This window comes from Anaerotruncus massiliensis (ex Togo et al. 2026) (assembly GCF_900199635.1).
Taxonomy (GTDB): domain Bacteria; phylum Bacillota; class Clostridia; order Oscillospirales; family Ruminococcaceae; genus Anaerotruncus; species Anaerotruncus massiliensis.
In genome coordinates, this window is record NZ_LT962687.1 from 2,491,474 (window position 1) to 2,515,300 (window position 23,827).

Genomic DNA, 23,827 nt, shown 5'->3' on the forward strand with positions numbered 1-23,827 from the left:
GCCCGGCGGGGCGGGCGCTTGGGAGAACACAGATTGATTGGAGGGGGAGATCCTTATGATCGACTACGAAAAGGCGGAAGCATTGATCGGGACCGAAAAATATCCGGAGGCCATCGCCCTGCTGGCGGCGGAACCGGTCTCCATATTGGACGACGGGAACTTCGAGCGGATGGAACGCTGCCTGTCCTCGCTGCCGGAGCAGGTGCTTCAGCAGTCGCCCGAGGGGTGCTTTCTCGCCCTCTCGGCGGACCTTCGCCTGGGGCGGGCGAATTCGGCGCGCCAGTGGTTCAACCAGCTCGCCGTCCTGCGCGACCAGTGCCCGGAGGGGTCCCCGGCGCGCGCGGCGGTGGTGCGGTATGTCTGCCTTGCGGGCATCATGCTGCCGCAGACGGACAACGCCCAGATCCTGCTGCTGCTGTCCATCCTGCACAACGAGACGATCAGCCACCGTCTGCCGCCCGTCCATCTGAGCGCCACCGGGCGCAGGCCCAGCGTGCTGCGCGGGGCGAAGGACCTCTCCGATTGGGGCAGGAACTACCGCGCGGTGGCCAACATCGTGACCCCCCTGGAGGATTCGGTGCTGCCGGACGGCGGGGCGGGCGCGGTCTCCGCGGCGGTGGCGGAGCTGCTCTATGAGCGGGGCAGCCTGGACGCCGCGAGCATCGAGGTCGCCGGCGCGCTCTCCAGCCCCAACGTGGAGATCGCCTTCGCCGGTTACGCGCAGCTCGCGCGGATCGCCCGGCTGGACGGCGTTTCAAACGGGCGGCCGGAGGAGGTCCTGCAAAAACTGGGGGTTCTTCTGGAGGAGCGGGGGGCCGCCCACCTGCTCCCCAACTATCGCGCGCTGTGCATCCGCTTCGATATCCACCGCGGCCAATTGGACGCGGTGGAGGAATGGGCGGCCGCGAGCCAGGTCGACGCGCTGAAGGACTGCTGCCTCAGCAACGCCTATGAGCTGATGTCCCGCGCCAAGGCGCTCATCGCCCTCGGGCGCTGCCGGGAGGCGGTGACGCTGCTGGAGAGCCTGATGCTCGTGTTCCGGTCGGACATCCGGCCGCTCGACACCATCGAATGCCTCGTGGACAGCGCCATCGCCTGCGAACTGCTGGGGAGCCGCAACCTGGCGCTGGATAAGCTGGAGGAGGCGCTCCTGCTGGCCGCGCCCTTCCGGTACGTCCGGGTCATCGCGGACGGCGGACAGGTCGCGGCCCGGCTTCTGGGGCAGCTGGTGAAAGAGAACCGCCGGACGGGCAGCCTGCCCGCCTCCTACCTGCAAAGCGTGCTGGAGACCGCGAAAAACTACGCGCTGCTCTTCCCCCTGCTCTATGACCAGGACCGCGCGGCCCCGAAGGCTTCGGCCGGCTACATGCCCGACGTCACCCCCACCGAGCTGCAGGTGCTGCAGATGCTCGCCGCCGGCAAATCCAACAACCAGATCCGCGAGCAGCTCGGCGTCAAGCTCCAGACGGTGAAGTTCCACGTCTCCAACCTCCTTGAAAAGCTCGGCGCGAAAAACCGCATCGAGGCGGTCAATATCGCCAAGGAGCTCAAAATCCTGTAAATTTTTCTTCCGAAACAATACTTTAGTCCAGTTTACGAAAAGAAAAAGTGTGTTACTTTAAACTCATGAAAGCGAGCTGCGGGCGGGAAGGGGGCGAACGGGATGCGGGGCATATCCGAATTGCGGCAGAAGCAGCGGCGGGAGGCCGCCGCGCGCCTGACCTCCCCCGCACACATCCTCCAGAACCGCTTTGAGGAGCATCAGAGCATCGAGGGTTATTTCGAGGACCGGACGGTGCCGGACTTTCTGGGCTGCGACCGGCTGTGGAAGTGGGACACCCTCTACGGCACCGTCCAGATGGGCTACGACCCCAAGCGGGGCCAGAGCTTCCTCTTCGCGAACATCAAAACCTCGATCTTCGACACGGCCGCGAGCCAGGAGCAACGCAAGATGAACGACCGCCAGCGGATGAGCCAGCTCAAGACCGGCAACCAGAACCGGGCGTTTTCCGCCCGGCGGCGGGCCAACAGCTCGGTGCTCCTCTACAAGGCGGAGAACAAGCCCTGGAGCGAGCAGTCGATCCGCCCCTACTTACAGCGGCAGAGCCTGGAGGCCCTCCAGAAGACGATGCCCTTTTTGAACGCCGCGCAGGAGCGGACGGAGCGCAGAGGCCTGCTGGCAAGGGACCGGGCGCTCTCCGCGGCGGAGCGGGATGTCCGGGGGCCGGAACGCGCGGGGGTGCGGGCCGAGCGGCGGGAGCTCTCCCGGGAGCTCGACTTCCTCGGTTCGATCGTCCGGCGCAAGCAGGCGCAGTCGCGCGGGTTCTTCCGCAAGCTCAACATCGCCTTCGACCTGCAAAAGCAGAAGATGTTTGAATACTACCGCGGCCGGATCGCCGCACGCCGCCTCGAGGCGGAAAACCTGACGCCCGAGACCCCGGAGAAGGATGAGAAGAAATGACCTTTGAGACAGCCGACCGCGAACCGCTGCAGGCCGTCCTCGCGCTGGGAAAACGCTGCGACGGGGGCGAAATTCTCCGCGCCCCGCAGGGCTTTGCGGAGGACGGGGCGTTCGGCCGTGTGTGCGCCGCCTTCGGACTGGACGCGCGCGCGACCGCCGCGTTCGCCTGGTGCCTCTACCGCGCCGCCTGCCTGCGGCCCTTCCCGGAGCCCCGGGAGCTGGCCGCGCTGTGCGCTGCGGAGGGCGGCGCGCCCGCGCCGCTGCCGCTGCTCTTCTCCCCGGAGGCGGGCGGCCTTCTGCGGACAGCCTGCGAATGCGCGTTCGGCCGGGAGCCGCGGCTTCCCGCCTGGGTGCGGCCGATCGCGCCGCCCGCCGGCGAAAGCTACCACGGCGGCGCGCTCCCGGCGGCGCTGGACGCCTTTCTGGAGCGCTGCTCCGCCGGGGAGGACCTCGTCCCGGCGATGGCCTGCCTGACGGGCGGGCCCGGAACGGGGAAAAAATATCTGCTGAACGAATGCTGTTTCCGCCGGGGCTGCGGGATGCTCGCGGCCGACTGCGCGGCGATTGGCACGGACGACCTCCCGGAACTGGCGGGGCTGGCGCTGCTCTTCGACGCGCTCGTCTGCCTCGACCGGTATGAGGACGCCCACGCGCCGCTGGCCGAGGGGCTGTTCCGGTGGTTTTCGCTGGTCCTGTGCAGCGCGCGGACGCCGGTTTCGGCACCGGAGGGCTGCCGGGCGTTTTTTGAGCGGGAGGTCCCGCCGCCCGCCGCCCCCGAACGCCTGCGGGCGATGCGGGAGCTTTTCCCCGGCCAGCCGGATGCGGAGCTCTCCCGCGCCGCGTCCCTCTGCCGCACCCCGGTGGGCGCGCTCGTGAAGGCCGCAGCCCGGCTGCGGGCCGAGACGGCCGCGGGCGGGCCCGGGGACCTGCGGGAGGCCCTGCGCCGTGAAAACGGGCAGGCGCTCAACCAGAGCGCCCAGCGGATTCAAAACGGCAAGCGGATGGAGGACCTCGTGCTCCCGCCGGAACAGAAGCGCCAGCTCGAAAGCCTCTGCGCGTTCGCCCGGGGACGGGAGACCGTCTGGAAGCGCTGGGGGTTCGCGCGCACAATCCCCGGCGGTCAGGGGCTGACCGCCCTCTTCTACGGCGCGAGCGGCACCGGCAAGACGCTGGCCGCCTCGGTGGTCGCGAACGAACTGGGACTGCCGCTCTACCGGGTGGACCTCTCCCAGCTCATCAGCAAGTACATCGGGGAAACCCAGAAAAATATCGGCAGAATCTTCGACGCGGCGGAAAGCGCCGACTGCATCCTCTTTTTCGACGAGGCGGACGCCCTCTTCTCCCGGCGGACCGAGGCGGCCGACGCCCAGGACCGCTACGCCAACGCGGAAATCGCCTATCTTTTGCAGCGCACCGAGCAGTATGACGGCATCATCCTGCTGGCAACCAACCTGCTGCAGAACTTCGACGAGGCGTTCCGGCGGCGGATCGGCTTCATGATCCGCTTCCCCACGCCCGACGAGGCGATGCGGGAGGCGCTCTGGCGGGGGATCTTCCCGGAGGAGGCCCCGCTCTCCGATATCGACTATCCGCTCCTGGCCAGGGAGCTGGAGCTGACCGGCGCGGGAATCCGCGCCTGCGCCCTCAACGCCGCTCGCATGGCGGCGGCAGAAAACGGAGAAATCAACCTGGAGCGGCTCTGCCGGGCCGCCCGCGAGGAATATCAGAAGCTTGGAAAAACCTTCCCGGCACGGTTCGGGCAGAGGTTCCCCACAGGAAAGGAGCTGGACGGATGAACTTTTGGAAACGGACTTTCGCGACGCTGGCGGCCTTTGCCATCCTGCTGGGGGCCGTCCCGGAGCTGCCCGCGCCGCTGGCGGCGCCCGTCTTTGCGGCGGACGAGGATACGGAGGCCGTGGGCCCAAATGACAAAACCGCCTTTCTGGTGACCCTCTCGGACGGAAAGACCGAAGAAACCTGGTCCCTCAACGATGTCCGCCGCGGCTGGCGCCAAGAGAACGGTTCGGCGGCAACTTACACCAAGGCGGTACAACAGAAAAATATCGAGGCAAGCGGAAGCGAGCTGAAGGGGCTCGAAATTGAGGGTAAGACGGCGCGCTCCATTTCCGCGGAAATCGACGGAGCCGGCAAGACCATCACGCTGGCGGACGGCACCGAGCTGTCGCCCGAGACGGGTCGGTATTCGGCCGGTCTCTTCCCTTACGTCGAAGGCGGCAGCCTCAAAAACATCACGGTCCTGCTGGAGGGCGGGGTTTTCTATATCCAGCCCGCTTCCCCCAGCATCGGCCAGGCGGTCTACCACGCGGGCATCCTCGTGGGGGAGATATACGGCGGCAACATCAAAAACTGCGCCGTCGTCAGCAGGGTGAAGACCGGAAGCCTGGAAATCCGTAACGTTTCGATGGGCCTGGGCTCCTACAGCGTCGGCGGTCTCGCCGGGTGGGCCCACGGCGGCACGTCCATCGACGGATGCTATTCCGACGCCGACGTCTACGCCGGTCTGGGAAGCGGCAACATCTCCGGCACCTACAAGTATGTGGGCGGCCTGGTGGGCCTGATGGGCGACAGCAGCACCGCCGTGAGCAACTGCGCCTACTACGGACAAAAAGTCTATGTCTACGACTTCGACCCAGAGAGGTGCCCCAGCATCTCGAGGCGTTCCGCCTCGGCGGGCGCCCTGGCCGGCGGCACAGAGGGCGGCGCGGGGCTCCAGAACAGCTACGCCCACAAGGGCGCCGTGCGGATTTACGACATCCAGGAGGGGAACGGCGGCACCGATATTCGGAATACGATAAATGACCTGGGGAACCGTACAAATCCCCTCTCGGGATTTCCCGCCGTCATCGGCGGCGGCGCGGCAGGCACCGTGGCGGGCAACACCGCCGCCGGCTTCAGCAGCGTTTACAGCCAATTCACCTGCCATGTCAACTCAAACGGCCTCAGTTATGACGGCAAGACCGGCACGACGGCCACCGCCTCGAGGCTCGGCGCCTCGTGGATCGACGTGAACACCAGCATCCCCAACCTGAAATGGCTGGTCGGAAGCGGCGCGCCCGAGGTCAAGGTGACAGGCAGTCCCTGGCCGCCCACCGTGGCCATCACCCCCTACCCCATGGCGGGCAACGACTGGCGGTTCGACGCGTCGGTCCCGGTCATGGGCACAATGCCCACCGCCAACCCGCCCGCAGGCATCACCATCGATTCCTCGGCGGGCATGGCCGGGGTCGTGGTCGCGCCGCACGGCGTGGCGGGCAAGGACGACTTTTACGCCGGGCTGACCTACGACTTTGTCGCCCGGCTGTCGGGCGTCACGTCCACGGACGGGTTCCGCGTGAACTGGAGCGCCGGGCCGGAGCCCGCCGCAACGGCCGACGGCGCGCTCGCGATCCCGGCGGAATCCGCCGGGATCGCGGTCACCGTCACCGCCGCCGCGGTCAGCACCGCGAGCGGTTCCACGGTCGGTACCGGCAGCTATTCCTTTACGCCGAAGGCCGGCGACCTGAAGGTCACCAGCACCGCCGAAGAGGTGGAGCCCGGCGGGAGCGTCGGGGTCGGCGCGGAAGTCACCTCCGGGCTGCCGGAGGGATGGGACGTCGTCTTTTCGGTCGAGGGAAAGCCCGGCACCGAAGTGACAAAGGAGGGCGGCGGATACCTGCTGAACGCCGCGCCGGACGAAACGGGGACGGGCGGAAAGCTCACCGTCACCGCCACGGCTGAAAATGCCGGCTTCCCCGGCGCGCGGCTGACCGCCTCCAAAGAGATCACGCTGAAAGAAAAGGCCCCCGGCCCGGAATATGCCGACGAACTGCAGCTGGCTCCCGCCGAAGGCGGCTCCGGCGGCGGCAGAGAGCTCCTCCCCGGGCAAAAGGTGAAGCTTTCGGTGACGGCCCCCACGGTACCGGAGGGCGCGGTCCCCGGCGCGCTTTCCACCACGGCCTGGTCGGGCGGCGGACTTGACGGCGCCACGGGCGCGAGCGTGGAATATACCGCGCCCGCGGACGGCGTCAGCGGCACGGTTACGATCACGGCCACTCTGAAGGTCGGCGCCGGCACGGATGACGCACCCGGAGAGGTCGACTATACCGCGGTCTTTTCCATCACCGCGAAGACGCCGGACACGCCGGACACGCCCACCGCCGGCAGGGTAACCGTGACGGTCCCGTCGCCGGACCGGCTCGACGGAAGCGGCAAGCACGTCGAGGCGGGGGATCCCGGCGGGCCGGTCCGCAACCACTATACGCTGACCTTCAACGCGCACACGGTGTCCGACAGGGACAACAAAACCGTCATGGACGTGCTTGCGTACTATAAGTACCAGTTCGTCAAGGCGAATGCGAACGTGAATGAGAGCGGCTTTGCCGAGAGCGAAAAGGACGACAACGTCACCGACCTTTCGGGCAGCGCGGAGACCGGGATCGGCTTCTCTCTGAAGGACCCCGCGGCGGATAACGCCGTCTATCTTAAGCTCTATATCGATGGGGACAACGCCAGCCGCACAAGGGGCGGGGCGGTCGTCTACAAGGTCCCGCTCGCGTCCTGGAGCACCGCGCTCCCGCCGGAGCCCGGCTGGACCGCCGACGAGGGCAAGCCGGTCGGCAGCTATACGGCCTCGGTGAACCCGTACAAACCGGACCACACGCCGGAAGGGGCGGAAAGTCCGACCGCGATGGACCTTTCCAGGCTGGAGTATCTGGATTCGAGGGATTCCACCAGCCATACCGGCTTCACGGAAAAGGACCTCGTCTCCGGAAAGGACATCGAGATCACCAACGTGCGGCTCTCCAGAGTTCCCTTCGACGCCCTCTATGAGGAGTATTTCCTCCCGTCCGGTTCGGGCAGCGGCAACTCGGGCGGCAGAACCAACCCTCCGGTCTTTTCGACCGGCAAGGACGGGATCATCGACGAATCGATCGGCATCGTCATCACGGTGCCGGGGGAGCCGGACGCCGTCATCCGCTACACCACCTCCGTCGTGGACGAGGGCGAGAACTTCACGGACCCGACCAGGGACACCGGCACCGTTTACGCCGGGCCGATCCCCTTCCCCACGGACAAGACGACCTTCGGCATCAAGGCGATCGCGACCGCGGGGGATAAGCTGCCCAGCACGGTGTCGTATATCCGCTACAACTCCACGACCAACATCGGCAGGCCCGACCCGCCGGAGCTCAGGCTAAACGGGCTGGCCTTCGACCCGGCCATGACCTATCCCTCCGGAAGCAAGATCCATTTCACCCACCCCTTCCTGGGGAAGGGCGCCGTCCGCTTCACCATCGACGGAAGCACCCCCACCGAGGCGAACGCCAAGGAGTACAACGAGCAGGAGCCGCTCGACCTGCCCGGCGACTACGCGGTGGTGACCATCCGGGCGTATTTCAAGCGAACGGACGTGCCGGATAAGGTGAGCGACACCGTCAGCTTCCCCGTGCGCGTGCGCCAGGCGCTGGACGGTCCGGCCGCGAGCGTCAATCCCAACACGTCGGTGACCAACGGGCAAAGCCTGCTGTTCACCCTTTCGGACAAGACGCTCGAACAGCTCGACAGCAACTATGGGACCTCCGGCGCCTTTTTGCAGCGGGTGACCTATCACGCCGCCGACGGGCTTCATGACAGCGGCGGCAAGCTGCTGACCGATCTTGTCATGCAGGATTCCGGTTCCGAAAACGACGCCTCCATCTCGCTGGACCGCGCCAGCGACGCCCCGCAGGACGGGGCCGAGTACATCAACTGCATCCTGACCCTCGACAATTTCGCCATGCCCACCCTGCAGTATGTCATGGGGGACGAGGATCCGATCGCGGCGGGCACCGCCTATTCCTACGGGCTGCGGACGGTCACCAGCACCACCGACGACGCGGGCGTCACGACCTACACGGTCAGCTATCGCAATCCCCAGACGATCACACTCGAGGGGGAACCCAAGAAATCCGTCACCGTGAAGGCGGCGGTGCTCACCAAGAGCGAAACCTATGACAACAGCGCGGTTTCCACCTTCCTCTACCGGCTGCTGGACCGGACGGCGGCGCCCGAGGCGTCGCCGAAGCCTCCGGACGACGAGGCGCTCGAGCTGCGGCCGGACGAGACGATCAAGCTGTCCAGCAAGACCGCCGGCGCAAGCATCTACTACACTGACGACGACACTCCGCCCGCCCTGAAGTCGGACGGCACTCCGGACGGCACCACCAGGCTCTACGACCCGAAGACCGGCATCCCCATGAACAAGGACGCCCTCACCTTCTACATCATCCGGGCGTTCGCGGTCACCCCGGGCTACGACCAGAGCGAGGTCGCGGTCTTCCGCTACCAGCTTCCCGCGCGGGTGCAGGCGGTGCTGGCCAGCCCGGACGACAGCGATGAGATCGTGAAGGGCACCAAGGTCACCCTCACCTGCACCACCAGGGACGCGACCATCTATTACACCACCAACGACAGCACGCCCGAGCCCTACAAGAGCCCCGTCTACTCCTCCCCCATCCAGATCGACGAGGACACGGTCATCCGGGCCATCGCCGAGAAGGACGGGATGCAAAGCGCCGAGGCGGTCTACGACTACGAGGTGGCGGGCACCCTGAAGAAGCCCTCCTCCTCGCTCGACAGCGGCTCGGTGGTCTACAAGGGCACCCGCATCAGGCTTTCCGGCAAGGAGACGATCGCCTACACGGTGGACGGCAGCGATCCCAAGGCCATCCTGAAGGAGGACGACAAGAAGGACTCCTCCGGCGGCGGCACCACCATCACCGTGACCACGGGCGAAAAGGAGAAGGACGACCAGGTGCTCTACGGCGAGAACGTGGTGATCGACGCCGACTTCGGGGAATCGGTGACCGTGACCGCCTTCTGCTACGGCGGCGGCAAGACCCCCAGCGAGACGTCGACCTTTACCTACACCATCTGTGAAAAGGAGGACTACCTGACGGCGGTTCCCCCGGCGGGCAGCGTCCTGCGGCCGGACGACTCGGTGACCCTCACCACCTCGCTCACCGACGGCATGATCTTCTACACGGTCGGCGGCGACGCGCCCGACGTGCGTTCCTCCGGAAGCAGCTACCGCCACTCGGCGCGGGGCGACGCCGTCGAGGGCAGCACCGTGCCGGTGGAGGGAGAGCCCGGCAGCACCTTCACCATCCGGGCCACGGCGGTGCAGGACGGCGGCGACGGCGGCACCACGGTCGTCTTCTCCTACCAGATCGCCGAGCGCACCCCCGCGCCCACCGCGTCGATCCCCTCCGGGGCGGTCACGCTCGACGGCGCGGCGGTGGTCCTCACCGTCAAGGAGGGCGACATCTTCTACACGACCGACGGCGCCGACCCGACCACCTCCAGCACCCTCTACACAGGCCCCATCTCCGTCACCGGCTCGATGGTGCTCAAGGCCGTCGCCGTCGCGGAGGGCAAGGAGCCCAGCGAGATCGTCCAGTACGTCTACACCCACGCCGGCCAGACGGCCGCGCCGGTGATGAGCGTGCCGGGCGGCGAGATCGAGCAGGGCACCAAGGTGGAGCTGAAAACCGAGACGCTCGGCGCGGTCATCTACTACACGACCGACGGCACCGAGCCCACCGAGCAGAGCATGACCTACACCGCCCCGGTGACCATCATGCGGCCGGTGACCCTCAAGGCGAAGGCGGCGCTGCCCGGACTCCACGACAGCGTGGTGAACGCCGCCACCTACACCGTCTTCGAACCGGAAAAGCCGGAAACCGAAAACGAAGCCGATAAGCTGCTGCGTCTGGAGACCGACCGGCTGGCAAGCCGCCGGACCTATTCGGACGAGACCGCCGGGCCGAGCTTCTCCGACGTCGTGCTCGTGGATACCCAGTTCAACGCCGTGCTCTCCGCACCGGACGGGAGCGTCCCCGGGGACGCCCGGCTGGTGATCCGCAGGGTGGAGCCCTCGAGGAAGGAGCGGCAGGCGGTGCAGACCCAGTTCGGCTACGCCATCGTCTCCGCCTTTGAGGTGACGCTCGAACGCGGCGGCGAGGAGATCGGGCTCTCCGGCGAGGCCGAGCTCGGGCTTCCGGTCCCCGCGGACTACCAGAACGGCGTGGTCATGATCTGCCGGCTGGCCGAGGACGGGTCGGTGGAGGCCTGCGACACCCGGCGTTCCGGCGGGATCGCCTACGCCATGCGCGACCATCTTTCCAAATACGCGATCATCGTCCCGGAAGCGGCCGCCGCCATGAGCGGGGGCGCGCGCTCCGGTCTCCCATGGGCACTCGGCGGCCTGGCCGCATCCGCGGCCGCGGCCGGGATCGTCCTGGCGGCGCTCCGCCGGAGAAGGAAAAAACAGCGGAGCGAGGATTTACCGGAGGCCTGACGGCCGCGGGGTCCGCTTCCAAATCTATAGAGAAAGCAGGTCGATCGGATGCAAAACCGCAGGTATTTTCCGTTTGAACGGAACTCCTTTTATCCCGGCAAGCTGCTCACCGCCCGCGACTTCGAGGCGGAGCAGCGGTACATGAACGACAAGCGGCGCCTCATGAACCGGCTCTTCGGCGGCAGCGGCATCGTGGCCGGCCTGGGGGTCATCATGGCGGACGACGCCTCGGTGATCCTGCAGGCGGGCTGCGCGCTCGACGCCAGCGGCCGCGAGATCGTGGTGCCGGAGACCCGGGTCATCAAGCTCCCCACTGTGGAGGGCTACGACCGGCTCACCTCCAACTGCGCCTACCTCGGCATCTCCTACGGGGAGACGCCGGAGGAGGAGGTCTACTCGGTGATGAGCGACGAGAACGGCGCGCCGCGCTTCAACAAGCTGGCGGAGGGCTACAAGCTCACGCTGACGGACGAGTCAATGGCCGCCAGGGTGCCGCGGGAGCTGGATGAATTTGTCAACCGCGTGGTCATTTACGCCGCCGAGGATGTGGAGGCCGCGCTGCTGGTTCCCGCCTGCCTGCCCAGGGAGAGCGCGCTGCGGGTGCGCTTCACCATCACCCGCCAGACGCCCGGCACCGGGGAATACGCCTTCTCCTGCCGGCTCGGGGCCCCGGGCTTCCAGACCGGGAGCGGGGCGGCGCTGGAGATCTCGGCGGACAAGGTGAAGCTCTCCCACGGGGAACAGCGGTCCTTCGACTATCTGCTGCGCCCGGAGCCCTACCTGTGGGGCGGCGGCGCGGTGACGCTGGCCGTGGAGAACTTCGCGATCCGCCGCGGCGACGAGGAGTTCACCCTCAACCGCCGGATGGAAGCGGTGGTCAAGCCGGTGGACCAGACGCTCGACGCCTTTTACCTCTCGGCCTGCTACGGCAGGCCGATGGATAAGCAGCTCACCGAAACGTTCGACGAGCGGCTCTGGATCGCGAAGCTGCTGCTCCTGCGGCGCGGAAGCTCGATCATCGTCGACCGGGTGCTGCCGCCGCCCTTTGGCCAGTACAGCTACAACGCCCAGCAGCTCATGCTGCTGCGGGAGCTGGAGGAATACTACCCCGCGCCGCGCGGGGAGGCGGAAGCCCCGCCCGCCGGCCGGACGGCGGAAGCCCCGGCCGTATCGGCCCCCGAGCCCGGCGGGCTGCGCAGCACCGCCTGCGGCATCTTCAACCTCTCGCTGGGGCTGGGCGCGGACCAGAAGGGCCCCGCCTTTTCAGAGGAGATCATGCACGGGCTCGGCAAGGGCCCGGTCTACGTGGACGTCGGGGTCGAGTACATCGACGCGGCTTCCGAGCCGGGCGGCAGCGGCGAGATCCTGCTGGGGAACGTTTCCCTCTTCAAATCGGACGCGCCCGCGGGCGGCGAGGAACGGATCTACAACCTCTCCACCGCCGTCAAGGTGCTTCCGGAACGCGGCACCTTCGTCGTGGCGGTCAACCTCGAGAAGCCGACCGGGCTCATCAGCCTGCGGATCCGCTGGTTCGCCTTCCGGCTCGGGGAGCTCTCCAAGCAGCTCAAGCCGCAGGACAGGGGCGAACGGATGCTGATGCTCAATCCCGATACGATCGTGCTGGCGCCGAAGGCCGCCGCCCACCTCTCCCCCGTCTTCGTGAACATGCCCAGCGAGGCCTGCACCTTCCGGGTGATAGATCCCGAGGGCGGCACGGTGGACCAGAACGGCCTCTACACCGCTCCCGCCAGGGAGGGCGCCTATGAGGTCCGGGTGGAGGCGGTCAGCGATCCGACCATCTATACCCACGCGTTCATGATCGTCACACAGAAGAAAAAGGAAGAATAGCGGCTTTGCCGCCGTGTTGAAAGGGGGCCAGGCGGACCGTGTCGGAATTACTCAGCATGCGGCTGGAGCCGGTGCGCACCGTCCTCAAAAACGAGGTGAACGAGATCGCCGTCTGCGTCGATTTGGGACGGCGGACGGGCGTGTTCTACACCATGATCTCGATCACCGAGCCGCGCGTCCGGCTGGGGGTGGCCGCGCTGCTGGCGCAGGGCCTCTTCTCCCAGACGAGCGACTACCTCGGCTCCTATTCCCAGGGGGACCGGCTGAACCTCGTGTTCCTCTACCGGGACGAGAACCTGCTCGAGCGGCAGGGGCCGTTCTACGCCACGAGCTTCGCCCACCGCAAACGGATCGCGCAAAACCTCGTGGTCGCGCTGGCGGAGTCGCAGGTGACCGGGTCCGTCGGGCTGCTGCTGCTCTCGCAGCGCAACCTCAACATCGCCCCCGATCTGACGGTTTACCTCAACTACTTCCTCGACTTCCAGAAGTGGGACCCGGACACGGAGGACAGCCAGTTCTACCGGTATGCCGCGCAGGCGGTCTTCCAGATCCTCTCCCAGGAATATGAGCTGCGGTCGGAGGGACAGTTCGACAGCTACCCCAGCGAGCTGCAGGCCTTCTACAAGAAGGCCGAGACCAAGGGCTTCCTCTCCCACAGCGCGATTCTCGCGGCGCTCAAGGCCATGCCCGACCGGCCCATCGAGCTTCGGGTGGGCGTGCGCAGGCTGGCGGGGCGCGCGGGGGACCTGCTGGAATGGGTCAAAAGTCGCAGCATGGCCATTTTCGTGGCGGCCCTGGTCCTCGCGACCGTCATCTATGCGGGCTACCAGATCACCCTGCGGCTCTCCTACCGGAGCGCAGCGGAAAAAAACACCGCCTACGCGGGACTTTCCAACATCGGGGACGTCGCGCTCGGCGATGAGACAATTTAAACGAGGGGAGGCTGGCCAATGACCAGGATCTTGCGGGCAATTGTGGTTCTGGCGGCGGCCGCGGCGGCCGTCCTGACGGCCGTGGCCACCGCCGCGGACTACGCCGTCCCGATCGACCGGGTCGCCGGGCTCGCGGCCGCGCCCGAGGGGCGCACCTGCCTCGCCCTGTACGAGGGGGATGCCATCAAAATCCGGCTGGTGGACGCGGAAGGCGTCATGCGCGCGAGCGCGTCGCTGCCCCGCGTGCGGGACGGGCACCTCTATGCGGTGGCCGATATGGACGTCGACGCGGAGGGCGTCCTCTACCTGCTCTGCGACCTCTCCGACCCGGAGAGCGGCGAATACCAGGGGCAGGAGCTCTCCCTCTACGACCCGTCCGCCCTCTTCCGCAAGCGGCTGGCCCGCCACCAGTTCGATCCGCAGCTCCCCATCCGCTACCGCTGGCTGAACGTCCAGAGCTCGCTGGTCCTGATGGCGGTCGACCAGTCGGGAAACGCGCTCATCCGGGAGGCCTACGACCCGGCCTCCCTCTACGGCCGGCAGCCGCCCGCCCCGATGGGAACCCGGAACTATCCGCTCGACGCGGAGGAGGGCATCTGGGAGGCGGTGATCGCCGGGAGCGACGTGGCCTACGCCACCAAGTCGGGCAAGGTCTTCCTGACCGCCGAGGGCGGCGGAGACCCGGTCGAGGTCTACCCGAACCGGGTGCTCACCGAGCTGATGTATCCGCTCTTTCTGGCGCCCCAGGGCGCGGATGAAATCTACATCGGGGAGCAGGAGAGCGGCGACCTTCTCTCGCTCGGCCTGCGCGACGGCGGAACGACCCTCCTCAAGAGCGGCACCGAGCCCTTCTCGGGGGTCAGCGGCTATACGCCGGGAAGCCTGCGCGCGGTGTCGATGACCGACCCGCAGAACTTTTCCGCGCTCGCCCCCAATGCCGACGGCTTCGCGCTGATCACCTCCCAAGACGGGGAGGTCACGGCGGCCGAGAGCCTGCGTCCCTCCCTGGGAGGCCTGGCGCTGAAGGTTCTCTGGACCTTCCTGCGGTATCTGGCGCTCCTGCTGGCCGCGATGCTGCTGGTCTACGGCTTCATTCACCTGCTGGGCCGGGGACGCACGATCCTCGCCAAGCTGATCCTCTCCTCCATCCCGCTGCTGGCGGTGGCGCTGGTGGTATTCGGCGTCTTTTCCTACCGCGCCTATTCGGCCGCCATCACGCAGAGCTTTCAGAAGCAGGTGGAGGACGAGGGCAACCTGCTGACCGCCCTCTTCGGCACCGAGAGCTTCGACGAGATCGAATATCCCTACGACTACACGGGCGAGGCCTACGGATACCTGCACCAGCAGATGTCCACCCGGCCGGTCCATACCGCCACCGCCTACTATGAGCACCAGCAGCTCTATATCGGCGTGGACTTTGAAAACCCCTGCTTCTACCCCTTCGACGTCCGGCTGGACGCCGGCGCGCGGGAGCTCTACCTGCAGGCGGCCTATACCGGCCGGGCGCAGTCCGGCGTCCTGGACGACGAAAACGGGCGGCGTCTCGTCAGTGTCACGCCGGTGGGCGGCACCTCCGGGACCGCGGTCTACCTGCTCGAGGCGGGCATTCTGACGTCGAACCTGGACGCATACACCGCGAGCTATCTGCGCACCTACGTGGTGGTTTCGCTCCTCTTCCTGGCGGCGATCGGCGCGCTGCTCACCTTCCTGTTCCGGCGGGTGCTCACCCCCATCCGGCAGATCCGCGCGGGGCTCGAGGCGTTCGCCCAGGGGGACCGGACGGTCCGGCTGGAAACAGCCGTCACCGACGAGTTCTCCGGCATCGTGCGGGTGTTCAACAAGATGGCGGGCGACATCGACGCCCAGCTCTACAGCCTGCGGCGGCAGAGCGAGACCTACTTCCGGTTCATCCCCCAGCGGATGCTCCAGCTGCTCGGCAAGGACAATCTCGGCGAGGTGGAGCTTGGAAGCGGCAGCGGCCGGGAGTGCCCCGTGCTCTGCGCCGACCTGGAGTTTTCCGCCGACGGCCTTTCGCCCGAGCGGGAGCAGGAGCTCACCAACCGCTTCTTCAACCTCCTCAACCGGGCCGCCGACCGCTGCGGCGCGACGCTCATGACCGACAGCGTCAACCTGCACCGGCTGCGGGTGATTTGCCCGGGTGGGGCCGCCGACGCGGTGGAGATCGCGCTGGCGGTGCTCACCGAGGTGGAAAACCTCAACGCCGGGCTGCCGATCAAAAACCGGCTGCGCCCGCTGCTCTTCATCCACAGCACCCGCGTCTACTATGGAATCTGCGGCGACGAGAACCGGCTGGTGCCCGCGCTGCTCTCCGGCGATCTGGACGACCTATCCGGCGGGGCGGCAAAGCTGCGGCAGTTCGGCTGCCGGCTGCTGGTGACCCGCGCGGCCTTTGAGGAGCTTCCAGCGGACCACCGTTACGTCAGCCGGTTCATCGGCTACCCGGAGGGGAAGCGGCGGCAGAACTACGGGCTCTACGACTTTTACGACGCGGCGGCCCCGGAGGTCACCCGCCTGCTCACCGAGACCCGCCCCACCTTCGACAAGGCGATGGCCCTCTACCTCGAAGGGCGCTTCCCGGAGGCGAAAAACCTTTTCGCGCTGGTGCTGCGGGAAAACCAATACGACGACGCGGCGCGCTACTATGTGTTCCGCTGTGAACAGGAGCTCTAGCTCCCCACGGGAGGAAAGCCATGCCCGGATTTTTGGATTCCATGCTCGGCCGGCTCCCGTCCGCTGTGACGGGCCCGTCCCGGAACGCCCTTTCACGCGCCCGGGCGGGGGCGGATCCCCGCAGGGCCGCCCATCGCCTCATCCGCCCCCTGAACGAAAGCATCCGCCGCGGGCTGCGGGACAGCCTCAAAAAGCGGCGCTGATGGCCCGAAAAGCCGATAAAAGGAGGAGTCGTTGATGCTGAAGCTGCTGCTGAGCGCGTTCCGCCGGATCGTGACGGCGGTCACCAATCCGTTCCGGATGCTGATCGTCCGCATCCAGCGGATGTTCAACATCAACGTCATCACCGCCAAGCTCGTCCGCCCGCTGACCAAGAAGGTCAAGGCGCTCATCACCCTGCGTCCCCAGACGCGTGAGGACTACTTCGTCATCGGGCGCTGGTGGATCTACAAAAAACTCTTTCTGACCCTTCTGCTGGCGCTCTGCGCGGGGGTATTCATCTATTTCACCATGTTCGCGCCCAAGCTCCCCGCCGCGATGGCGACCGCCGCCTCGGTGGAAACGGACGTCTATTTCAACTACGACGACATGAAGCTGCGGGAGTTCACGGGCGTTGCGAACATCCGGGCGGCCGACGGCTCCGTCGTCTATACGGGCGACGTCGACAAGGGCGTCTGCACCGGGAACGGCACCCTCCGGGACCGCAAGGGCCGTCTGGAGTACCGGGGCGGGTTCGAGCAGAATCAGTTCTCCGGCCAGGGGATCTACTACTACCCGGACGGCAAAAAGAAATATGAGGGCCAGTGGGCCAAGAACCTCTACCAGGGCGAGGGCGTCCTCTACGCCGAGGACGGCGTCACCCAGCTCTACGCGGGCCAGTTCGCAAACGGCCTGTACGAGGGCGAGGGCAAGGCCTGGTCCGCCTCCGGGGTGCTGCTCTACGAGGGCGGCTTCTCGGGAGGGCGGTACCACGGGCAGGGGGTCAGCTATTACCCGGACGGCACCGCCAAATACAAGGGCGAATTTTTAAAGGGGCTCCCGCAGGGCAAGGGCGAGCTCTACAGCGAGACCGGCAAGCGGCTCTACACCGGCGACGTCTACCAGGGAAAGATCAATTACCGCGCGCTCACCGATTACAATTTTGCGGAGATCAAGGCGGCCTTTGCCGAAACGCCGCGCGTCTTTTACACCGACACCGACAGCGCCTTCCTCTTCGAGCAGGCGGGCGTGGTCGTTACCACCGACTGCCGGGTGCGGGTGGACACCTGGGTGCGCCCCGCCGAACAGCGGGACGGCGGCGCCTACTACTACATGCCCGGCCAGTATGGGGAGGCCTCCTCCGGCGAGCTTTATGAATCCGACGGCACCTCCCCGCCGGACGACTCCTCCGGATGGTGGGCCGCCCCGGACGCGTCCTCCCAGGCAGAGGAGGAGCCTCCCGCCCTCGAAAGCCTGCTTCCCCCGGAGGGGGGCGAGCAGCTCGCCGCTTTGCCCGCGGCGCCGGAGGCGGCGCGGCTGACGGCCCTTCGGGTGTTCCCCGCCGGCCCGCCGGCGACGCAGGTCCTCCTCTCCCCCGTCGGCTCCCCGCTCGCGCGGCAGATGAGCTGGTATGTGGCGGAGGATAACGAGGGGACCTACGCGCCCCCATCCACGGACGGTTCCTCCGCCTCCTCTGACGGCGCCTCCTCCGGCGGCGCGTCTTCCGAAAGCGCGCCGGGGAGCGGTTCCTCCGGGCCGGAACTCCATGAGGACGCGGGTACCGCCGCCTCCTCCGCTCCGGAGCCCCAGGCCAGCCCCTATCCCGATTTCGTGGAGAAGGCCCAGACGCTCTACTTCGAGATCGACACCAACGTGTGGCAGGCCGAGGACACGCTGGACGCCGAAAAGGTGCGGGTGCGCAAAGTCACCGTCTATACCGGCGACATCCCCGCGCCGCCGGAGGGCGCGGTCGAATATGAGGACGACTCCCCGGTGGGACTGGAGGACTGCGTGGCCATCGACCTGCTGCGGCAGAAGCTGCCCACCTCCTTCCCGCAGATCCGCTTCGAGGCGGACCGGCAGAACCGACTGTTCGTGCGGCTGTGGAACCTCGATTTCGCAAGCAGGATCGACCGCAGGGCCTATCTCAGCGGCGATCTGACCTACCGCTACGCCTACCAGGACCCCGACGACGAAACGCCGCTCTACTTCTCGGTGGAGCGCTGAAAGGAGGGATGAAACGTGGCAGGATTCTCTATTATCTCCGACGTGAGCGCCGGGCTGCTGAAGGCCCTGCGCAAAGGCCTCTGCCCCGAGCCGGTGCAGTCGCCCGAATCGATCCAGCTGGCGAGCCCGGCGGACAAAAACGCGGATTTCCAGCTCGGGCTTTTCCTCTACGACCTCAGGGAGATGGGCGAATACCGCTCCAGCGCCCAGATGGTCCGGCCGGGCAACCGGCGGGAGTTCCCCCCCAGACCGCTGACCCTCTGCTACCTGCTCTTCCTCAACGGAAAGGCGCAGATCGCGGCGGGTGCAGAGGCCGAGCAGCGCATCCTGGGGCGCGCGCTCCAGGCGCTGGCGGACGATCCGGCCGTGGGGCTCGCAAGGCTTCATTCCTTCGAAGGCGAGGCGGACGAGGACGCGGCGATCACCTTTTTGAACCTCAGCTTCGACGACAAGAGCAAGATCTGGTCGTCGCTCTCGGTCCCCTACCAGCTCGGGGTCTACTTCTCGGTGTCCCCGGTGCTGCTCTCCTCCACCCGCAGCGAGAGCTTTGTCCGCGTGCGGGAGTCGGAGGTCACGCTCTCGCAGCGTGAAGCTTCGGCCGGAAGGGGGGGAACCCCATGATCCGCCTGACCGTATCATTCGTTCTCCGGCTGCTCGACGACTTCACCGGCTCCGCCTCCGACGGCGGCCACCTGTTTTGGGTGGACGGCCGCGCGGCGCGACCGCAGCGCAAGCCCGGAGGATACTACGTCTTCCTCGAGCCCCGCGCCCCCTGCGAGGTCGTGATCGAAAGCGCCCGCTACAGCCCCCGGACGCTGCGGGTGGACCCCGAGTCGCTGGACGCGGAAGACCCGGTGCTCCCGGTGCGCCTGCTGCGCCGGGGGGACCTCCGGTTCCCCGACTGCGGCCGGTTCGAGGGGACCGCGCCGCCCGGCGTCACGGTGTACGCCTTCGCCCCGGAGGACCCCGCCCTCACCTTCCAAAGCGAAAAGGACGGGGTGCTCACGCTCGGCAGCTACACCGCGAAACCCCTGTGGGGCCTGCGTTTCTCGGTGGGGCAGGGAAACGCGCGCGAGGTGTTCGTCATGGAGGAGAAGCTTCCGGACGGCGGCTACCGCATCCGGCCGGGACTCCGCCGCCGGCATCGGCCGGGCGAACCGGTGGAGCGCGCAAGCGCCTGCCTGAGCGCGGCGGACGGCAGGTTCGCGGTCTGCACCGAGCGCGGCCAAACGGTCCGGGAAGCCCAATATTACGACGAGGAGGCGAAGAAATGGGTGTGCTTGTCTGTGCCGGCGCCCAGATGACCTGCTCCTTCGGGACGGCGCCCTCCGCGCTGGTGGTGCCGCCCGTCAACAAGGTGCTCGCAGGCGCGCCGGCCGCCAACATCATGGATTTCAAACCCAATGCAAACGTCCCGCCCTTCGCCATGTGCAACAGCGTGGCGAATCCGGCCACCAAGCGTCCGCCGCCGGTGCTCTTCACCCCGGCGCCCTGCGTGCCGGTCCCGGCGGGCCCTTGGAAACCCGGCTGTCCCAAGGTGCTCATCGGCGGAATGCCCGCCGTGGACAACACCTGTATGCTCAACTGCGCCTGGGGCGGCGTCATCACAGTGGTAAATCCCGGTCAGACGACCGTCATGGATTAGCGCTACAACATTTTACAGAAAAGGAGGATTGGCCTGAACGCGCTTCGGGCCAGAAAGAACAATGGCTGAGTATTTATCTCCCGGCGTCTACGTGGAAGAATTCGAATCCGGCATGCGGGCGATGGAGGGCGTGAGCACCAGCACGGCGGGCTTCCTCGGACTGGCCGAGCGCGGCCTGGTGAAGGGAACGCCCGAGTACCTCACGAGCTTCGCCGAGTATGTCCGCAAGTTCGGCGGCTATCTGCCTGAGAACGCCTATGGGAAAAACCGCTTCCTGCCCTACGCGGTGGAACAGTTTTTTGCAAACGGCGGCTCCCGTTGCTATGTGATGCGGGTGGCCCCGGAGGACGCCAAGGCGGCCGCCGCCGCCATGAGCTCGGTGGTCATGACCGCGAAGAGCCCCGGCAAGTGGGGCAACGGCATCCGGGTGACCGTGTCGGCCGCCTCCAAGGCGAAGACCCAGGTGCTGGAGATCACCGAGGACGTGGTCACCGCCAGCAAGGCCTACCGGGTCAAGAACGCGGCCGGCTTCGTCCCCGGCGACGTGGTGGCCTTCCAGGACAGGGGGGAAACCGCCGGTTACAACCGCGTGACCAAGATCGACGGGAATTCCCTCTACTTCGAGAACGACTTCGAGCAGGAGGTCGTCGACAAGAACCTGATCCCGCAGAAGCTGCTGGCCACCTGCGAGGCGGACATCGAGGTCCTCTGCGGGGACGCGGTGGAGCTGTTTGAAAACGTCTCCCTCAATCCCCAGAGTCCAGACTCGATCGAAAACAAGCTTTCCAAGAGTACGCTGGTGGACGTGAAGATCAATCCGATCGAGGAGATCTGCCCGCCCATGCTGGCGCTCGCCGGCAACGCCTCCGCGCAGAAGGCGGTCTTCGCCCTCGCGGGCGGCAGCGACGGGGACGTCCTCAACGTACCGGACGCGGCCTTCATCGGCGGCGGCGACGCACCGGGCACCCGCACGGGGCTCGCGGCCTTCGAGGAGATCTCCAACGTGAGCATCATGGCGATCCCCGGCATCACCTCGGCGGCGGTGCAGCTCGCGCTCGTCGCCCACTGCCAGAACCTCGCCAGCCGGTTCGCGGTGCTCGACATGCCCTGTGACATGGTGAAGCCCCAGGAGCTCCTCAAGCACCGGGCGATCATCGACAGCGACTACGCCGCCATGTACCATCCCTGGCTCCAGGTCTACGACATGGCCGCCAAAAAGGCCGCCTACATCCCGCCCTCCGGCGCGGTCTGCGGCATCTACGCCCGCAGCGACAACACCCGCGGCGTCCACAAGGCTCCGGCCAACGAGGTCGTCAACAACGCCATGGGTCTGAGCTGCCTCTACAACAAGGGCGAGCAGGACCTCTTAAATCCGGCGGGCGTCAACCTCATCCGCGCGCTGCCCGGCCAGGGCATCCGCGTCTGGGGCGGCCGCACCTGCTCCTCCAACAGTCTGTGGAAATACGTCAACGTCCGGCGGCTCTTCATCTTCCTCGAGGAGACGATCAAGGCCCAGACCAACTGGGCGGTCTTCGAGCCCAACGACGAAGTGCTCTGGCTGCGTGTGCAGCGGACGATCGCCTCCTTCCTGCGCGACATGTACCGTTCGGGCGCGCTGGTGGGCGCCACCGAGGACGAGGCCTTCTTCGTCAACATCGGCCACGACACCATGACCCAGTCGGACATCCTCAACGGCCGCCTCATCTGCGTCATCGGCGTCGCGCCCAGCCGCCCGGCTGAGTTCGTCATCTTCCGCATCACCCAGAACATGCGTGAATGACCCTTCTCCGGCAGGTCCCACATTTGAAACGAAAGGATGGATAGACAGTGGCGATCAATATGTACCCCTTCAAAAAATATAACTACCGGCTGGAGATCGACAGCATCGACGTGGCGGCTTTTTCGGAGGTCAGCGGCTTCGACGCCAGCGTGGACGTCATCGAGTACCGGGAGGGCACCGAGCCCATCAACTCCCCGCGCAAGATGCCGGGCCTCACCAAGTACGGCAACGTTACCCTCAAATGGGGCATGAGCGAGAGCATGAGCTTCTACGAGTGGGTGAGCGGAATCTCCAACGGCACCAAGTCCGCGGCCGAGGACCGGGTGCAGGACGTGACCATCTATCTGCAGGACGACCAGCATAACGACATCGCCAGCTGGACGCTGGTGAACGCGTGGCCCTGCAAGTACACCGCCCCCGATTTCAACGCCTCCTCCAGCGAGATCGCGTTTGAGAGCGTCGAGCTCGCGTTCGAGGAGATGCGCAGGAACCAGTAATCCGCGTGTGTAACGGCCGGGCGGCGCCCTGCGCGCCGCCCGGCGAGGAAAGGAGACCGCTATGGACCAGGAATTCCAGACCGAGTTCGAATTCGACCTGCCCAAGGGCTACCTGGACGCGCAGGGGGCGCTCCACCGGCACGGGACCATGCGCCTGGCCACCGCGGCGGACGAGATCCTGCCGCTCCGGGACCCGCGCGTCGTGCAGAACCCCGGCTACCTCACCATCATCCTGCTTTCGCGGGTGGTCACCTCGCTCGGGACCGTCCCCAAGGTGGACCCCCGGGTCATCGAGAAGCTCTATTCGCCCGACCTCGCGTTTTTGCAGAACATGTACCAGCAGGTGAACGCCATCGAGCCGATGATGAACAGCTGCGTCTGCCCCGAGTGCGGGCACAAATTCGAGCAGCCGGTAAATTTTACGGAGGCGGAATAGCGGTCTACCCGGAAACGGAGCTCTACAAGGAGGCCTCCTTTCTGGCCTACTACTACCACTGGGACTACCGGACCGTTATGACGCTGGATCACCGGACCCGCCGGCGCTTCTGCGCCGAGATTTCCGCCATCCACAAGGAGCTGAACAACGCTCCCAAGAACATTTTCGAGGTGTGAGCCATGCCAGCAGCCGATCTCATGATCAACCTGCACCCGGAGCCGATTCCGGTCTACAAATTCAAGGTCTACCTCCAGCTGACCTGCCTGGGGTTCTCCAAGATCACCAACATCGAGGAGTCGGTGGAGACCGAGCCGCTGCAGGAGGGCGGGGTGAACGACCGCGTCTACAGCCTCACCCGGCCGGTCAGCACCGAAAAGACGCTTGTGATGGAGCGCGGCGTGGCCAACCGGGGGTTCCTGACGGCGGCGCTCTCCAGCCAGCTGGAGGTGGGCAACCGCATTCACACCGACATCCTGATCATCGCCTACGACCGCGACGGGACGATCGCAAAGATGTTCGAGGTCCACGGCGCGGTGGTCAAAAAGCTGGCCTTCTCCCCGCTCGACTCGATGAGCAACGAGGTGATGATCGAGACTTTCGAGCTGGCCTACGAGACGCTCAAGTGCCTTGACAAGACGGAGGACGTGCTCGGGAACCTCCAGGGCCTCGCGGGAGTGAATACCTTCGTCTGAGCCAGGCGCGTGAGAAAGGCGGTGAAACGGGATGCTCCTGACGGTCGATACCAGCCTCGGCGACGCGATCCTCGCCCGTTACGGCGGATTTGTCTACAGCATTTCCGACGGGGCGCAGATGCTGCTCCTGCAGCATCCGGACGCCCCCTCCCCTCCCCCGGACCGTCTGGAATATCCAGAACTGCCTCGAGCAGAACAACCTCTTCACCCTGAATCTGAACCTCTCCTTTTTGCAGCGGCTCGTCGCGGCCGCCGCGGCGCCCGCCGCGATGCTCGCGGTCCGGTCCCGGATGCTCACCGAA

At 66.6% G+C, this 23,827-nt stretch carries 16 protein-coding genes; all 16 read left to right on the forward strand.

What is annotated here, in order from left to right; translation table 11 throughout:
• Positions 1-55 precede the first annotated feature (55 nt).
• The 16 genes from C1A13_RS12015 to C1A13_RS12090 all read left to right on the forward strand — a co-directional run bounded on the left by C1A13_RS12015 (position 56) and on the right by C1A13_RS12090 (position 23,525).
• Positions 56-1,561 carry a LuxR C-terminal-related transcriptional regulator gene (locus C1A13_RS12015; RefSeq protein WP_101552322.1) on the forward strand — a complete coding sequence of 502 codons (1,506 nt, stop codon included), beginning with the start codon at positions 56-58 and terminating at the stop codon, positions 1,559-1,561.
• Positions 1,562-1,663: 102 nt separating this feature from the next.
• Positions 1,664-2,461, forward strand: coding sequence for a hypothetical protein (locus tag C1A13_RS12020; protein ID WP_101552324.1), 798 nt, complete (start codon positions 1,664-1,666; stop codon positions 2,459-2,461).
• A complete protein-coding gene (locus tag C1A13_RS15145) occupies positions 2,458-4,257 on the forward strand; it encodes an ATP-binding protein (RefSeq protein WP_101552326.1) in 1,800 nt (599 codons plus the stop codon). Before C1A13_RS12020 ends, C1A13_RS15145 begins: the two co-directional genes overlap by 4 nt.
• Complete coding sequence (locus tag C1A13_RS12030) at positions 4,254-10,799, forward strand: chitobiase/beta-hexosaminidase C-terminal domain-containing protein (protein ID WP_101552328.1); 6,546 nt, start codon at positions 4,254-4,256, stop codon at positions 10,797-10,799. Before C1A13_RS15145 ends, C1A13_RS12030 begins: the two co-directional genes overlap by 4 nt.
• A 48-nt stretch (positions 10,800-10,847) precedes the next feature.
• The gene (locus C1A13_RS12035; RefSeq protein WP_101552330.1) at positions 10,848-12,647 is read left to right on the forward strand and encodes a hypothetical protein; all 1,800 of its coding nucleotides are present in this window, start codon (positions 10,848-10,850) and stop codon (positions 12,645-12,647) included.
• Positions 12,648-12,685: 38 nt separating this feature from the next.
• Positions 12,686-13,579 (forward strand): hypothetical protein, encoded by an 894-nt coding sequence (locus tag C1A13_RS12040; RefSeq protein ID WP_146021724.1) that lies wholly within the window; start codon positions 12,686-12,688, stop codon positions 13,577-13,579.
• A gap of 18 nt (positions 13,580-13,597) precedes the next feature.
• Positions 13,598-16,270 (forward strand): HAMP domain-containing protein, encoded by a 2,673-nt coding sequence (locus tag C1A13_RS12045; RefSeq protein WP_101552335.1) that lies wholly within the window; start codon positions 13,598-13,600, stop codon positions 16,268-16,270.
• Between the two features lie 237 nt (positions 16,271-16,507).
• Complete coding sequence (locus C1A13_RS12055; RefSeq protein ID WP_101552339.1) at positions 16,508-18,475, forward strand: MORN repeat-containing protein; 1,968 nt, start codon at positions 16,508-16,510, stop codon at positions 18,473-18,475.
• A 15-nt stretch (positions 18,476-18,490) separates the two neighbouring features.
• Positions 18,491-19,096 (forward strand): DUF4255 domain-containing protein, encoded by a 606-nt coding sequence (locus tag C1A13_RS12060; protein ID WP_101552341.1) that lies wholly within the window; start codon positions 18,491-18,493, stop codon positions 19,094-19,096.
• Positions 19,093-19,779 carry a hypothetical protein gene (locus C1A13_RS12065; protein ID WP_101552343.1) on the forward strand — a complete coding sequence of 229 codons (687 nt, stop codon included), beginning with the start codon at positions 19,093-19,095 and terminating at the stop codon, positions 19,777-19,779. Before C1A13_RS12060 ends, C1A13_RS12065 begins: the two co-directional genes overlap by 4 nt.
• Entirely contained in the window at positions 19,746-20,120 is a 375-nt protein-coding gene (locus C1A13_RS12070) for a DUF4280 domain-containing protein (RefSeq protein ID WP_101552344.1), read from the forward strand. The genes C1A13_RS12065 and C1A13_RS12070 overlap by 34 nt, the downstream gene beginning before the upstream one ends.
• Before the next feature lie 61 nt (positions 20,121-20,181).
• On the forward strand, positions 20,182-21,900 hold the full coding sequence (locus C1A13_RS12075; RefSeq protein ID WP_101552346.1) for a phage tail sheath family protein: 1,719 nt from the start codon (positions 20,182-20,184) through the stop codon (positions 21,898-21,900).
• A gap of 47 nt (positions 21,901-21,947) precedes the next feature.
• On the forward strand, positions 21,948-22,397 hold the full coding sequence (locus tag C1A13_RS12080; RefSeq protein ID WP_242970871.1) for a phage tail protein: 450 nt from the start codon (positions 21,948-21,950) through the stop codon (positions 22,395-22,397).
• A gap of 61 nt (positions 22,398-22,458) precedes the next feature.
• A complete protein-coding gene (locus C1A13_RS12085) occupies positions 22,459-22,833 on the forward strand; it encodes a hypothetical protein (RefSeq protein ID WP_101552348.1) in 375 nt (124 codons plus the stop codon).
• Entirely contained in the window at positions 22,785-23,009 is a 225-nt protein-coding gene (locus C1A13_RS15270; protein ID WP_288234397.1) for a DUF6760 family protein, read from the forward strand. Before C1A13_RS12085 ends, C1A13_RS15270 begins: the two co-directional genes overlap by 49 nt.
• 3 nt (positions 23,010-23,012) lie before the next feature.
• Positions 23,013-23,525, forward strand: a complete 513-nt coding sequence (locus C1A13_RS12090; RefSeq protein ID WP_101552350.1) for a phage tail protein — start codon at positions 23,013-23,015, stop codon at positions 23,523-23,525.
• The last annotated feature ends 302 nt before the right edge of the window (positions 23,526-23,827 follow it).